This window comes from Burkholderia multivorans ATCC BAA-247 (genome assembly GCF_000959525.1).
Classification (GTDB): Bacteria; Pseudomonadota; Gammaproteobacteria; order Burkholderiales; family Burkholderiaceae; genus Burkholderia; species Burkholderia multivorans.
Genome location: NZ_CP009832.1, coordinates 990,042 through 1,004,740, shown reverse-complemented (window position 1 = coordinate 1,004,740; position 14,699 = coordinate 990,042). Strand labels below are relative to the sequence as shown.

Sequence of the window (14,699 nt, the reverse complement as noted above, 5' to 3'; positions counted from 1 at the left end):
GTCGTGTCCGACCCCAACGGGCTGACATGGGCAGCCACCCTCGTGTCGCTGGCGGTCGCTATCCCCATAGCGGGGCACGCGGTCATCTACAAGCGTGACCCTCGATCGGCCACGCTGTGGGTGCTGCTGATCGCGCTGTTGCCGCTGGGCGGTTCGCTGCTGTATGGGCTGTTCGGCATCAACCGTTACCAGCGGCGGGCGCGGCGGCTGTTTCCGGGGGCAGATCCTGCTGTTCGGCAGGACCTCGCGTCTACGATGCCCCAGGCCGTATCGGCGCCGTTTGCCGGCCTGGCGCACCTGGTGGGACGCGCCACCGGCCAGTCGCTGACCAGCGGCAACCGCATCGAGCCGCTCGTCGATGGCGAGCAGGCCTACCCGGCCATGCTCGCTGCCATCGAGTCAGCGCGGCACAGCGTCGCGCTGGCTTCGTACATCTTCGACAGCCAAGGCATCGGGGCGCAGTTCGTCGATGCGCTGCGCCGGGCTCATGAGCGCGGCGTGCAAGTGCGGGTGCTGATCGACGACGTCTATGCCCGCTGGAGGCCCCGCAGCGCCTACCGCGCCTTGCAACGCGCCGGCGTTCCGGCGGCGACGTTCAACCCGACGTTGATTCCCGCGCGCCTGCATGCCGCGCATCTGCGCAATCACCGCAAGCTGCTGGTGATCGATGGCGAGACGGGTTTCACCGGCGGCATGAACATCTTCAGCCCGTATTGGCGGCCCGATGCGCCGGAGCAGGCCTGTCACGATTTGCACTTTCGTCTGCGCGGGCCGGTGGTTGCGCATCTGATGCAGTGCTTCACAGATGATTGGTGCGATACCACGGGCGAGCGGCTCAGCGAGGGTTTCTGGCGCGAATCGCCCGCAATGGCTGATGAGCAAGGAACCTCTTGGGCGCGCGGCATCGAGGCCGGTCCCGATGAGGCCCTGGACCGGCTGCGCTGGACCTTCATGGGCGCTTTGAGCGCGGCGAAGCATTCGGTGCGCATCTGGACACCTTACTTCGTGCCCGATCAGCCGATGATCGCGGCGCTGAGCACGGCCGCGTTGCACGGCGTGCGCGTCGAGGTGCTGACGCCCGCAAACGGCGACCATCCCACGGTGCAATGGGCCGCGCGCGCCCACTACTGGCAGGTGCTGGAGCACGGTGTACGCATCTTCGAACGGCCTGGCCCGTTCGACCACAGCAAGCTGATGCTGATAGACGGCCAGTGGTGCTGCCTGGGTTCGGCCAATTGGGATGCGCGCAGCCTGCGCCTCAACTTCGAGTTCAATGTGGAGGTGTACGACACCGCGCTGTCTACGCGGCTGGAATCCCTTTTTGATGCCGCCCGTGATGCATCGAACGAGATATCGGTCATGGCGTTGCGCGCCCGCCCGCTGGCCATCCGCTTGCGCGACGGGGTGGCCCGTCTGTTCACCCCCATTCTCTAGCGGCACGACTTGCGAGGAACATTGCCCATGGAAAAGAAAGATCAATGGAACATTGGCTACTGGATCGTCGCCGGTCTGTTGCTGCTGACGCTGCAGAACTACTGGCAGGCGGCGAAGACCGTCGAGCCCGTACCCTACAGCGAATTCGAGAAAGCGTTGGCCGAGGGGCGCGTCGCCGAAGTGCTGGTGGCAGACCGCACGGTCACCGGACGCCTGAAATCGCCGGACAGCCGGGGCAAGACCACGATCGTGGCCACCCGTGTCGAACCCGACCTGGCCGAGCGGCTGTCGAAATACGACGTGCCCTACGCGCGGGTGGTGGAAAGCACCTGGCTGCGTGATGTGCTCTCCTGGATTCTGCCGGCGGTGGCCTTCTTCGGCGTCTGGTTTTTCCTGTTCCGCCGCTTTGCCGAGAAGCAGGGCATGGGCGGCTTTCTGAGCATCGGCAAGAGCCGCGCCAAGGTGTTCATGGAGAAGAACACGGGCGTCACGTTTGCCGATGTCGCGGGCGTCGATGAGGCCAAGGCCGAGCTAGTCGAGATCGTCGACTTCCTGAAGAACCCGCAGGATTACGGCCGCCTCGGCGCGCGCATCCCGAAAGGTGTGTTGCTGGTTGGCCCGCCCGGCACGGGCAAGACCCTGCTGGCCAAGGCCGTGGCGGGCGAGGCCGGGGTACCGTTCTTCTCTATCTCCGGCTCGGAGTTCGTCGAGATGTTTGTCGGCGTGGGCGCGGCGCGGGTGCGCGACCTGTTCGAGCAGGCCCGTGCCCAGGCGCCGTCGATAATCTTCATCGACGAGTTGGATGCCCTGGGCCGCGCGCGCGGCGTCGGCGGCCCCATCGGCGGCCACGACGAGCGTGAGCAAACGCTCAACCAGCTGCTCACCGAGATGGACGGCTTCGACAGCTCGGTGGGGCTGATCATCCTCGCCGCCACCAACCGCCCCGAAATCCTCGACCAGGCGCTGCTGCGTGCCGGCCGCTTCGACCGCCAGGTGCTGGTGGACCGGCCCGACAAGAAGGGGCGGCTGGACATCCTGAAGGTTCATGTCAAGAAGGTGACGCTGGCCCAGGATGTAGACCTCGAACAGGTAGCCGCACTGACCACGGGCTTTTCCGGCGCGGACCTCGCCAATCTGGTCAACGAGGCGGCGCTGGCGGCGACGAGACGCCGTGCGTCCGCCGTGGAATTGCAGGACTTCACCGCGGCCATCGAGCGCATCGTGGCGGGCCTGGAAAAGAAGAGCCGCGTGCTCAATCCCAAGGAGCGGGAAACCGTGGCCCATCACGAGATGGGCCATGCGCTGGTGGCGCTGGCGCTGCCCGGCACCGACCCCGTACACAAGATCTCGATCATCCCGCGCGGCATCGGCGCGCTGGGCTACACCTTGCAGCGCCCCACCGAAGACCGCTTCCTGATGACGCGTACCGATCTCGAGCACAAGATCGCCGTACTGCTGGGCGGGCGTGCCGCCGAAAAGCTGGTGTTCGGCGAGTTGTCTACCGGGGCGGCGGACGATCTGGCGCGGGCCACCGACATCGCCCGCGACATGATCACCCGCTTTGGCATGGACGAGGGCCTGGGCTACATCGCCTTCGAGGCGCAGCGGCCCCGCTTTCTCGATACACCAGAACTGGCCCACGGCGGTTGCCGGGTGGCCGAATCGACCCAGGCGCGCATCGATCAGGCTATCCGCGACATCGTGATGGGCGTGTTCGAGCGCGCCTACCGGATTCTCGACATCAACCGCGCGGTGCTGGAGCGCTGTGCGCGCGAGCTGCTGGCGCGGGAAACGCTCGACGAAAGCGATATCCGTCAATTGACTCAAGGACTTGTTCGGAACTGAAAACAGTAGTAGGTGCCATTCAGAGTAAGCCGACGGCTCTGTTCAGTGCGTCATCCAATTCGCCGGCATTGTTCAAGGAGAACCGATATGTCTGCATTGACTCCGTGGGACCCCTTCCGGGAACTGGATGAATTGCAAAACCGCCTGGCGACGATGTTCGGACGGATACCCCAGCGACAGGGCGCCCGTACCGGCAACGAAGCCATGACCACGGCGGACTGGGCACCAATGGCGGACATCAGCGAGGATGAGAACGCATTCCTCCTCAAGCTGGATCTGCCGGAGGTCCCCAAGGATGCCGTGCGCGTCAGCGCGGAAAACGGTGTGCTCACCATCAGCGGCGAGCGCAAACTGGAAAAAGAGGAGCAGGGCAAGAAGTTCCACCGCATCGAACGTGCGTATGGCCGCTTTGTGCGCAGCTTTGTCTTGCCTGACAACGTTGATCCGACCAAGGTGACGGCTTCGATGAAAGACGGCGTGCTGGAAGTGCGGCTTGTCAAGGCCGAGCAAGCCAAACCGAAACAGATTGAAATCTCAGTCAACTAACTTCAATCAGGAGCCCAAGATCATGAATATCAAACAGCCACAATACACCTTCTCCGCACTTGCCCTGGCGGTCGTCGTCGGACTGAGCGGACCGGCTCTGGCCCAATCGGCGGCAGGTTCTAGCCCAGGTGCTGCAGCACCCTCTGCCGCATCCAAGGCGGCACAGCCACAGGTAGATGACAAGGCCGCCCGGGAAGCCGATAAAAAGCGTGCCGAGCTCACTCAAGACGCCATCACGGCGCTCACCAAGACCCAGGAGGCTTTGACCCTCCTTGATGCAAAGAAGACCAAGGAGGCGCTCGCTGCGCTGGAACTGGCCAGCGGAAAGCTGGAACTGGTATTGGCACGCGACGCCAAACTTGCCTTGGCGCCGGTCGATGTACGCGTCATCACCCACGATATCCACGCCAACGTGGAATCGGTAAAGAAAGCGGTCAAGTTGTCTCGGGAGTTGTTGGGTGATGGCGAGGTGCAAAAGGCCCGGCCCATCGTTGCCAATCTGGCCAGCGAAATCGTGATCGAAACCGACAACCTGCCGATGGCAACGTACCCGGCAGCGATCAAGTCGGCCGCACGGCTCATCGACAGCGGCAAGATCGACGACGCCAAGGCGGAACTCGCCCGAGCACTGAACACGCTGGTGGTGACCTCGGTCGCCTTTCCTCTGCCCGTGCTCCGGGCCGAAGCCGCGATGGCAAAAGCTGAAAAGCTGGCCGAGACCGACAAGCGCGATGCCAAGCAGAACGAGGAGCTCAGCACCTTGCTGTCGTCCGTACGCACGGAGATCGAGCTGGCGCAGATCCTCGGTTATGGCAAGAAGGCGGATTTCAAACCCATCTTCGATCAGGTGAAGTCGATTGAGCAAAAGTCGGCTGGAGGCAAAAGCGGCAAGGGATGGTTCGACGAGTTGAAGACGCGGATCCAAAAGCTGTTTTGAGGTGATGAAAGGGCCGACTGTTCGGTCGGTCAGTCTCGCGATGTTCGCAGTCAGCCCCAATAGATTCGCCTATTTTCACTAACTCATACGAGGCATGTCACCATGAATGAGCAAACACCGAATCCCAATGCGACGAACAAAGGAATTAACGAACAGGCCGCGGTAAGCAGCCTTCCTGTCAGTCCAGAGGCCAAGCCTGAAGTTGTCACGGAGGTACAGCCAGAGGTTCAGAAGGAAACGGACTCGCAGGCGGCAGACAAACGTAAACAAGTCCTCGATGAGGCCGTCTCGGCCTTGGCGCTGACCAAATCAGCGCTGGCCGCACTTGACGGCAAGGACGCTGCACGCGCACTGGCAACGCTGGCCGAAGTGACGGGAAAGCTGGAGCTGATCGTTGCGCGCGAACCAACGCTCGCCCTGGCCCCCGTTGATGTGCGCACCATCGTGCACGACGTGTTCGCCAACACGGAAACCATTGAGGCGATGACTGACGAGGCGCTGGATGCCCTCAAACATGGCGAGGTGCAACAGGCACGTCTCGTGCTGGCTTTGCTGGCCAGTGAAATCGTGATCGCGGTCACCAACATCCCTCTGGCGTCCTATCCCGCAGCCGTGAAGTCAGTCGTGCCGCTGATCGATCAGGGCAAGATTGAAGAAGCCAAAGCCGCGCTGCAGGCAGCGCTCAGCACGCTGGTCGAGACGCGCAGCGTGCTTCCGCTGCCCACCCTGCGTGCCAGGCTGCTCCTGAAGCGCGCCGAGACCTTGGTGGAAGATGGTCAGCGGGGCGAAGCGTCCAATGAGCGCCTGGAGACATTATTGAACGAAGCGCGGCAGCAGTTGGAAATGGCAGAACTGCTGGGCTATGGAAAAAAGAAGGACTTTGAGCCCCTGTTCGCTGAACTCAAGAAAGTCAAGGAAAAGACGGCTGGGGGAGGCGGCGGAAAAGGCTGGCTCGATGAAATCAAGGCAAAACTGTCCAAGTTGTTCTGAAACCGCTGCATAGGGCGTAAGAGGGGCGCGTCGCGCCCCTCTCTTGGCTCAGGAGTGTTTGATTTTTCACCCCATTAGATCTTTAGGAGATATTGCATGAACACAGACACCATCGCCAATTCCAATGAGGATGAGCCCACCAAAGCACTGTGTTCGCTGAGCCAAAATTGGTGGCTTTTTGCGCTGCGCGGTGTCTTGGCATTGATTTTTGCAGCCCTCGCGTTCTGGATGCCACAATCGGCTCTGTTGGCCATGACCATCGTGTTCGGCGCATTTTCCTTGGTCAATGGCGCGTTCAACTTGTTTGCAGCGGTGCGCCATATCCAGAAAAAAGAGCGCTGGGGCTGGCTGCTGTTCAGCGGCATTGTCGGCATACTTACGGGCGTCGTCGTCCTGGTTGCTCCTTGGGTCGCCACGATAGTCTTGGCTTCTTTTTTATGGGCTAGCGTGGGCTTCTGGGCGATTTTCACCGGTGTGCTGGAGATATCCGCCGCCGTTCGGCTGCGTCGGGAAATCAAGGGCGAAATCTGGCTTGCCCTCAGTGGACTGCTCTCGATTATCCTTGGCGCTATCGTCTTGTGGATAGTTTTTACCCGTCCGGTCGAGTCATTCGTGGCCGCAGGCTGGTTGTTGGGTTTCCATGCGGCAGTCTATGGCGTCACGCTTTTGTTCTTGAGTTGGAGTCTTCGCAAATCGCGCCTGGGGTAAGAGCGTGCCAAACCAAAATCTATGGATATGAGCATCCTCGATTCATGCCTCCATAGAAATGACATCGAAGGAGTCATACATGCAGATGCAATATAGCTATCGAGCTATCGACAAAGAGTTTCATGAACCTTGGCAGAGAGCTTTGGGAAATGTGATCGAGCGCGACCTCAAGCCATTGCTCGACAAACACACTAAAGATTCAGCGCGACTTCAAATCGTCCTTGATCGCGACAAGACCAAGCGGCAATTTCTGGCCAGTGGCTATATGCACCTGCCCGGCAAAAAGATTGTCAGCGTTACTGCATCACATGACGAGCTGACGCCCCTCGCGCAGATGCTCGCACAGTCGTTGTTCCGTCAGGCCAAGAAGCATTTTGACCGACTGCATGCTCAGGATCAAATCAAGCGCAAAGCACGACGCGAGCGCTTGCGCGAGCTCAAGGTGCGAATTGCCGCAAACCCCGCGTCAGCCGCCCATGAGGCCAAAGTGACCCGAATGCCTCTACTGTCGAAACTTGAGGCTGTCGCAAGGCGTGAGCTGGCTTATCTGCGGGCCGTCGGCGATTTACCACGCGATTATCCGACGCTGCGCGACGTGGTGGATGAAGCGATTGTCCAAGCTGAGGTGGAATGGCAATCCGTGCCGGAAGAAAAAGCGGCTTACTTCGGTCTTCTGAAGCATCTGTTCGCCGTCCTGGATCACGAAGTGGCAAACAGCCGGCAATTTGGCGAATTCGTTTCTCTGGACGCGCCGGTCGAAGCGGATGCCCAGGACGTCGCCGAGGCCATGGTGGAAGAGGAAGTCTTCGAATTTTATCAGCCCGATGACACACTCAGGCTGGCCGATATCATCGCTGACAGTCAGCATCCCGATGCCGCAACGATCGCAGAACAGGAGGAGCTAGTTGATCGGTCGAGCGAGTTCGCTTTTGCATTCGACCTGCTGAAGGACATGCCGCGTTTGTGGCGGCGCATTTTTCTGCTTATCCGTGTGGACGGGCTCGATGCCAGCAGCGTCTCTGAAATCCTGCTGATTCCTAGTCAGGAAGATACTGTCCAAAGGTGGCTCATGCAGGCCGAAGCGTTCATCGCTGCTCATTTGGAAGAGGCCGGAGTAAGCAAAGACGGGAACGATTGGCTCCAAGGCGTTGATTGGTCGGCATTGTCTGTGACCCGAAGCGCGGCAGCCTCACTGTGGTCCAAGGAGGCGAACCATGAAGAATGATCTTCACCTCGTCTGCCCGCATTGCCAGTCCATCAACCGCGTACCGACTGCGAAGGTATCGGAACATCCCAACTGCGGCCGCTGCCAGCAGCCTTTGTTCACGGGCGAGCCCATCGAGTTGACCACGGCAACATTCTCGCGCCACGTGGAGCGCAGCGATTTGCCGCTGCTGGTCGATTTCTGGGCGCCATGGTGCGGGCCGTGCAAGATGATGGCGCCACAGTTCCAGCAAGCGGCGCACCAGCTCGAACCGAGGATCCGGCTGGCGAAGGTGAATACCGAGGCTGAGCCCCACCTGGCCGCGCAGTTCGGTATCCGCAGCATCCCGACGCTCGCCCTGTTCCAAGGTGGGCGGGAGATCGCCCGTCAGGCCGGCGCGATGGGCGCGCAGGACATCGTGCGCTGGACGTCGACGCAAGTGGGGCGCTGACCGATGCAGGGCTTGCTCGGCGCTACGCTAATCCTGCTGGCGGCTTGCAGCCTGGCGGCGATGGCGACGGCGGCGTTCAGAGTGCCCGCCTTGCTGGGGTATCTCTCTGTCGGCGTTGTACTGGGCCCCTCAGTCATCGGCGTGATCGCGCCGGGGGAGACGCTGACCTTTCTGTCCGAGCTGGGCGTGGCGCTGCTGTTGTTCATGGTCGGACTGGAATTCTCCCTCGGACACTTCTGGCTCGCCCGCAGGACGGTGCTGATGGCGGGCGCTCTGCAGATGATCGCCGTGGCCCCGCCGCTGATCCTGCTATTGATGTGGCTGGGGCAGCCCGGCCAGAGCGCCGCGCTGCTCGGCACTGCGGCGGCCATGTCGTCCACGGCGCTGGTCAGCCGACAACTGGCCGACCAAGGCGAGCTCACCACCCGCCACGGCCGCAGTGCCATCGCCGTGCTGGTCTTTCAGGACCTGGCCAGCGTGCCCCTGCTGGCCTTGCTGGCGATCTGGGCGCGCGGCGAGTCGCCGAAGATCGAGCATGTGCTGCTCGAAGTGTTCGGTGTGCTGCTGCTGTTCGCGGCAGCGGCCCTCGCCTCGCGCCGTCTGTTGCATGGCCTGCTGGGCTGGGTGGCGCGGCGGGGCCACGAGGAATCGTTCGTGCTCGTCTCCTTGTGCGTGGTGGTGGCTGCCGCCGCCGCTGCGCACGCGGTCGGCGTATCCGCCGCCCTGGGGGCCTTCCTCGCCGGGATGGTGCTGGGCGAGAGCGACTTCCGGCACCACATGGAAAGCCACCTCAGGCCGTTTCGCGATGTGTTGTCGGGCGTGTTCTTCGTGACCATCGGCCTGCAATTGGACGCAGCACAGATTCTTTCGGCACCGCTGGCGGTGCTGGCGTGGCTGGTGGTGCTGGTACCGGTCAAGATCCTGCTCAATACGCTGGCCTTGCGGGCGACGCGCCTGTCCGCCCTCGATGCCTGGCGCACGGGCATAGCGTTGGGGCACGGCGGCGAGTTCGCCCTGCTGTTGTTGGGCACGGTCTTGCAGCAGCATCTGATCCCCGCGACCGTCGTCCAACCCATGCTGGTCGCGCTGGTGCTCAGCATGGCCCTGGCACCGCTACTGATCCGCCATCACGATGTACTTGCCCGGTTCTTGAGCCGCACCGGCGGCGTCATTCAGCCACCCCAGGCTGAAGAAGTCGAGATCGCCGCGCAGACGGCGCGATATCGAGACCATGTCATCGTTTGCGGCGCGGGCGAGCTTGGCCTGACAGTCAGCGAGATTCTTCGCCACGCCGGCGTAGCGCATCTGCTGCTGGAGGCGGACGCGCAGAAGGTCGAGGCCGCGCGTGCCGCCGGCGCGCCGGTGTTCCATGGCGATGCCAGTCGGCCCGATACCTTGCTGGCTGCCGGCTTGACGCATGCGCACTTGGTGGTGCTGACGTTCGCCCATGCCCAGCAAGCGTTGCGCATCGCCCAGGCGATTGCCGAGCGCCGTCCGGCGCTGACCTTGTGGGTGTCATGCAGAAGTACGACCGCGGCCGATGCATTTCGCGCCATGCCCAACGTGCGTGTGTACCAGCAATCCTTTGCCGCAGGCCTTGGGCTGGCGGAACAAGTGATGTCGTCGCTTGGCATGTCGGCCGAGCTCGTCGAACGAAACATCAGTGCGATGCGCCGCCGTCTCGACAGCGGCAATGTCGCAGGGAGTCCATCTGCATGAAGTCAACAGGCCGCAATCCATTTCAGGTCTTCCGTGACCAATGGGCCATCATGAGTTTTTACGAGCGCTTCGAGCAGGTCGTCGCGCTCGTGCTGTCGGCGGTAATTGCCGTCATCATCGTGGTGTCGCTGTTCCAGCTCATCGCCATCGTCTTCACGCTGCTGGTCCTCGATGCCTTCAATCCCCTGGATCACAAGGTATTCCAGAGTGTGTTCGGCATGATCATGACGCTCTTGATCGCGATGGAGTTCAAGCATTCCATCGTGCGCGTGGCGCTGCGTCGGGACAGCATCATCCAGGTCAAGACCGTGATCCTCATCGGTCTGATCGCGCTGGCGCGCAAGTTCGTGATCCTTGACCCCGAGGCGAGCCCCGCAAAGATTGCCGCGCTGGCAGGCGCCACGCTGGCTCTGGGTGCGACCTACTGGCTGCTGCGCGAGCGCGGCGACCGCGCCGCCGAGACCTCTGAGCATGACCCGTCATCATCCCAGTGATCCGCGCGCGGCGCTGTTGCAACACCGCTGGCTCAACCGCCTGCAGACCGGGCTGTTGGTTCTGACCCTGGTCGGGATCGCAGCCGCAGCAGGGAGACTGCCGTTTGGGGAAGGCGGCCTGTGGCTCGCGCTGTTTGCAGTTGCAGGCACGCTGCTGCTGGAACCGGCAGCCGCATCCGCCTTGACCTTGCGCCTGTACCGCGCACGGGCTTTGCACCCGCACGAAGCCCCCGAGATTTGGGCCCTGTTGCGCGAGCTGTCCGCCCGTGCCGGTTTGCCCGCCACGCCGGTGCCGCACTATGTGCCCAGTGCCGTCGTCAACGCCTTCGCCACCGGATCGAAGCAGGAGGCATCGATCGCCCTCACCGATGGCCTGCTGCGCAGCCTGAGCCCACGCGAGCTGGCGGGTGTGCTCGCGCATGAAGTCGCGCACATCGCCAATGAGGATTTGCGCGTCATGGGGCTGGCGGATTCCGTCAGTCGCCTCACGAGCCTGCTGGCCCTCATGGGACAGATCGCGATCCTGCTCAGCCTGCCCGCGCTGCTGGTTGGGGCGGCGGAGGTCTATTGGCCTGGTCTATTGTTATTGGCCGCATCGCCCCAGCTGGCCCTGCTCGCACAGCTCGGCTTGTCTCGCGTGCGTGAGTTCGACGCTGACCGCCTCGCGGCGGAACTGACGGGCGACCCGCACGGGCTTGCGTCTGCGCTGGCGAAAATCGAGCGGGTCAGCCGCTCCTGGCGTGCCTGGCTGTGGCCGGGATGGGGCAATCCCGAGCCCTCCTGGTTGCGCACGCATCCGGCAACACAAGAGTGCATCTCACGCCTGCTGACGTTGGCGCCCAGGCCAGCATCAGCGTTGCCGTTTCACGAGACCCATTTCTTGCCGGAATCCGCTGCGACGCCGCGCTGGCGCCCGAGCGGGCTGTGGCGCTGATTGCCCTCAACAGGAGACTTCTCATGGCCTACCCCGACCCGTACCAACGCCCCGCGCCGGACCACTTCGTTCGGCGCTGGCTCTTCATCACCGTCTGTATTGCCGCGCTCATGCTGCTGTGGCAGTTCCTGCCCGCCATCGAGGCCTGGTTCAGTCCGCGCGAGGCGGCAGAACGCACCGTGACGGCGCGTGGCGATCTGGCGGCGGACGAGAAAGCCACCATCGAACTGTTCGAAAAATCGCGCGCCTCGGTGGTCTACATCACCACCGCGCAATTAGTACGCGATGTCTGGACGCGCAACGTGTTCTCCGTGCCGCGCGGTACAGGCTCGGGCTTCATCTGGGACGACGCCGGCCACGTTGTCACCAACTTCCATGTCATCCAGGGCGCGTCCGAAGCCACCGTCAAACTCGCCGACGGCCGCGACTACCAGGCCGCGCTGGTGGGGACGAGCCCCGCGCATGACATCGCCGTGCTCAAGATCGGCGTCGGTTTCAAGCGCCCACCGGCCGTGCCGGTCGGCACCAGCGCCGACCTCAAGGTAGGTCAGAAGGTGTTCGCTATCGGCAACCCCTTCGGCCTGGACTGGACGCTCACCACTGGTATCGTCTCCGCGCTCGACCGCTCGTTACCCGGAGAAGCGGGCGGAGCGGCCATCGATCACCTGATCCAGACCGACGCCGCCATCAACCCTGGCAACTCCGGTGGCCCCTTGCTCGATTCGGCGGGGCGGCTCATCGGCATCAACACGGCGATCTACAGCCCTTCCGGCGCCTCGGCCGGGATCGGTTTCGCCGTGCCGGTGGACACCGTCATGCGCGTGGTGCCGCAACTCATCAAGACCGGTAAGTACATCCGTCCGGCGCTCGGCATCGAGGTGGACGAACAGCTCAATCAGCGCCTGCTGGCGCTGACTGGAAGCAAGGGCGTGTTCGTGCTGCGTGTTACCCCGGGTTCGGCAGCGCACAAGGCCGGCCTCGCGGGTGTCGAAGTCACGCCGCAAGGCATCGTGCCGGGCGACCGCATCATCGGTGTTGATGGTAAGGCGACGGACGATGTGGCTAAGCTGCTCGCGCGGCTAGACGACAGGAAGGTCGGCGATGTGGTGGTCTTGTCAGTGGAACGGGCCGGCAAATCGCGCGAGGTGCGTGTGGAGCTGCAACCCGGGAATTGATTGAATTGAACCTGTGGATCAGGCGGTAGTGCAGCGTCGCGGCGATTGAGGTTCTCAGGTCTTCGGCCAGGTAGCGTTCCGCCTCAACCTCCGTAATTTTCGGATGCGATCTGCCTATCCGAATAGGCAAGCATGCAACGCCGGAACCTCTTGCCAATCATCGAAGGAGAAAGCGAGGCGCAATCCGCATGAGGTGGACGCAGGCCAGGAACGAGGCAAACAGGAGGCCGCATTGGAACTCAGAGTACTGCGCTATTTCGTTGCGGTCGCGGAAGAACTGCATTTCGCGCGAGCGGCCGAGCGCCTTGGCGTAGAACAATCGCCTGTGTCGCGCGCAATGCGCAATCTCGAAGCCACGCTCGGCGTGCAGTTGTTCGACCGCAGCGCGCACCAGACGCGACTGACCTGGGCCGGTCAAGTGTTCCTCGGTGAGTGCCGGCGTGTGCTGGCCACCGTGGAGCAGGCGGTGAGTGCCGCAAAGGCGGCGGCGCAGGGCTATCAGGGTTATCTGCGCATCGCCATCTGCGACAGCTTGGCGCAGCCCCACATTGCCACCTTACTGGCGCGCAGCCGCGAGGAAGAGCCCGAACTGGAGATTCGCGTCTTCGAGCTGCCTTTCGCGCAGCAGCTCAAGGGCCTGCACAACGATCTGCTGGACATCGGCTTTGCGCTGTCGGACGCGGTGAGCGAAGGCCTTGTCGCCGAGCCCGTGTGGACCGATCCTCTGTCGGTGATCGTGCCCGTGCGCCACCCCTTGTTGGCGCACGCGGAAGTGCCATTGGATGAAGCCTTGAAGTTTCCGTTGGTACTGTGCCATCCGGACGCGGGATCGGGCTGCCACCACCAGATCCAGGCGGTGCTTCAAGGTGCGTCCAAGCCGCTCAAGCTGGTAGATCAGGTGACGAGCCTAGGCGTGATGCTGACTCTGGTCGGTGCCGGTTATGGCCTAGGTTTCGCCATTGCCTCGCAGGTGCAGACCCTGAACCGCCCCGACATAGCCGTCCGTCCCCTGGCCGGCACGCCGCCCATGCTGTCCACCTACCTGCTGCGCCGCGGCGCCGAACCCTCTGAGCCCATGAAGCGGTTTCTGCAGCGCGCACGCGAGGAGTTCCTGCCAAAGGGAGATGAACCGGCCTCGTGACGTTGAGCGCTCGGGTACATTGGCTACTGCTGGCTGTCCATGGCTCGCACTGGACTTGCTCGGAGCGCGCGTTGACCAAGCGTGGTTTTTCAGTCCATAATTATGTCCATCTCGGTTCGCCGAGTGCGGAAAACTCGTTATCAATCAACGAGTTAGGGACACGATGATGTTCCCATCGCCCGCTCCACTTTCCGGCTGCACTGCAGCCAGCGCGCAAGCCGCCTCGTCGAAGGCGGCTTTTTTGTACCATGTGCCGGTTCCGCCGGTCACCGCGCCCGAGCCCTCGCTCGCAACCGAGCCAATCTCTGTCACCGATGATGCACGACGATCCGAACGAAGCCGGCCTGCCGCCGCACGACGCTGCCCTGTCCGACGAAGCCGCCGACGGCACCGAAGTCAATCCGCTGCACCGCCGCCGCATCCGCAGCTTCGTCACGCGCGCCGGCCGCGTGTCCACCGGCCAGCGTCGCGCGCTCGACGAGCTCGGCCCGCGCTTCGTCGTCCCGTACGCCCCCGAAACGCCCGACTGGAACGCGATCTTCGGCCGCAGCGCGCCGCGCATTCTCGAAATCGGCTTCGGGATGGGCGCGTCGACGGCCGAAATCGCCGCGAATCGCCCGGGCGACGATTTCCTCGGCGTCGAAGTGCACGAACCGGGCGTCGGCGCGCTGCTGAAGCTGATCGGCGAACAGGATCTGTCGAACATCCGCATCATCCAGCACGACGCGGTCGAAGTGCTCGAACACATGCTCACGCCCGAAAGCCTCGACGGCGTGCACATCTTCTTCCCCGATCCGTGGCACAAGGCGCGGCACCACAAACGCCGTCTGATTCAGCCGCCGCTCGTCGCGCAACTGGCATCGCGCCTGAAACCGGGCGCGTACCTGCATTGCGCGACCGACTGGCAGAACTACGCGGAACAGATGCTCGAGGTGCTGAGCGCCGAGCCGACGCTCGAAAACACGGCCGACGGTTACGCGCCGCGCCCCGACTATCGGCCCGTCACGAAGTTCGAACGACGCGGGCTGCGGCTCGGTCACAGCGTGTGGGATCTCGTGTTCCGCAAGCGCGCGGGCTGAGCGATCGGCGCACGTGCTCGCCGACGGCCGACGCATACGTCG

The 14,699-nt window shown here is 63.1% G+C and carries 14 protein-coding genes; all 14 read left to right on the top strand.

All coding sequences use genetic code 11. From position 1 onward, the window contains the following. The first annotated feature begins 3 nt into the window (after positions 1 to 3). The 14 genes from cls (at position 4) to trmB (ending at position 14,657) form a co-directional block, all read left to right on the top strand. Positions 4 to 1,434: a cardiolipin synthase gene (gene cls, locus NP80_RS17035; protein ID WP_006410658.1), complete on the top strand. Its 1,431-nt coding sequence runs from the start codon at positions 4 to 6 to the stop codon at positions 1,432 to 1,434. A gap of 27 nt (positions 1,435 to 1,461) precedes the next feature. Further along, positions 1,462 to 3,279: an ATP-dependent zinc metalloprotease FtsH gene (gene ftsH, locus NP80_RS17030; protein ID WP_006410670.1), complete on the top strand. Its 1,818-nt coding sequence runs from the start codon at positions 1,462 to 1,464 to the stop codon at positions 3,277 to 3,279. An 87-nt stretch (positions 3,280 to 3,366) separates the two neighbouring features. Continuing rightward, positions 3,367 to 3,825, top strand: a complete 459-nt coding sequence (gene hsp20-GI / locus NP80_RS17025; protein WP_001275372.1) for a small heat shock protein sHSP20-GI — start codon at positions 3,367 to 3,369, stop codon at positions 3,823 to 3,825. 22 nt (positions 3,826 to 3,847) lie between these two features. Further along, positions 3,848 to 4,762, top strand: a complete 915-nt coding sequence (yfdX1, locus tag NP80_RS17020; RefSeq protein WP_034016806.1) for a heat resistance protein YfdX1 — start codon at positions 3,848 to 3,850, stop codon at positions 4,760 to 4,762. 102 nt (positions 4,763 to 4,864) lie between these two features. After that, positions 4,865 to 5,752 (top strand): heat resistance protein YfdX2, encoded by an 888-nt coding sequence (yfdX2, locus tag NP80_RS17015; RefSeq protein WP_006412094.1) that lies wholly within the window; start codon positions 4,865 to 4,867, stop codon positions 5,750 to 5,752. Positions 5,753 to 5,848: 96 nt separating this feature from the next. Further along, on the top strand, positions 5,849 to 6,460 hold the full coding sequence (gene hdeD-GI / locus NP80_RS17010; protein ID WP_034016810.1) for a heat resistance membrane protein HdeD-GI: 612 nt from the start codon (positions 5,849 to 5,851) through the stop codon (positions 6,458 to 6,460). A 79-nt stretch (positions 6,461 to 6,539) separates the two neighbouring features. After that, positions 6,540 to 7,685: a hypothetical protein gene (locus NP80_RS17005; RefSeq protein WP_006412090.1), complete on the top strand. Its 1,146-nt coding sequence runs from the start codon at positions 6,540 to 6,542 to the stop codon at positions 7,683 to 7,685. After that, a complete protein-coding gene (gene trx-GI, locus NP80_RS17000; protein ID WP_006412084.1) occupies positions 7,675 to 8,115 on the top strand; it encodes a heat resistance system thioredoxin Trx-GI in 441 nt (146 codons plus the stop codon). Before NP80_RS17005 ends, trx-GI begins: the two co-directional genes overlap by 11 nt. 3 nt (positions 8,116 to 8,118) lie before the next feature. Beyond that, the gene (gene kefB-GI / locus NP80_RS16995) at positions 8,119 to 9,834 is read left to right on the top strand and encodes a heat resistance system K+/H+ antiporter KefB-GI (RefSeq protein ID WP_006412077.1); all 1,716 of its coding nucleotides are present in this window, start codon (positions 8,119 to 8,121) and stop codon (positions 9,832 to 9,834) included. After that, the gene (gene psiE-GI / locus NP80_RS16990) at positions 9,831 to 10,328 is read left to right on the top strand and encodes a heat resistance protein PsiE-GI (RefSeq protein ID WP_006412078.1); all 498 of its coding nucleotides are present in this window, start codon (positions 9,831 to 9,833) and stop codon (positions 10,326 to 10,328) included. The genes kefB-GI and psiE-GI overlap by 4 nt, the downstream gene beginning before the upstream one ends. After that, complete coding sequence (locus NP80_RS16985; RefSeq protein WP_023115015.1) at positions 10,306 to 11,262, top strand: zinc metalloprotease HtpX; 957 nt, start codon at positions 10,306 to 10,308, stop codon at positions 11,260 to 11,262. The genes psiE-GI and NP80_RS16985 overlap by 23 nt, the downstream gene beginning before the upstream one ends. A 23-nt stretch (positions 11,263 to 11,285) precedes the next feature. Then, on the top strand, positions 11,286 to 12,437 hold the full coding sequence (locus NP80_RS16980; RefSeq protein WP_006412086.1) for a S1C family serine protease: 1,152 nt from the start codon (positions 11,286 to 11,288) through the stop codon (positions 12,435 to 12,437). A gap of 232 nt (positions 12,438 to 12,669) precedes the next feature. Next, positions 12,670 to 13,578 carry a LysR family transcriptional regulator gene (locus NP80_RS16975; protein ID WP_006412088.1) on the top strand — a complete coding sequence of 303 codons (909 nt, stop codon included), beginning with the start codon at positions 12,670 to 12,672 and terminating at the stop codon, positions 13,576 to 13,578. A gap of 314 nt (positions 13,579 to 13,892) precedes the next feature. Further along, on the top strand, positions 13,893 to 14,657 hold the full coding sequence (gene trmB / locus NP80_RS16970) for a tRNA (guanosine(46)-N7)-methyltransferase TrmB (protein ID WP_006412093.1): 765 nt from the start codon (positions 13,893 to 13,895) through the stop codon (positions 14,655 to 14,657). Positions 14,658 to 14,699: the final 42 nt, after the last annotated feature.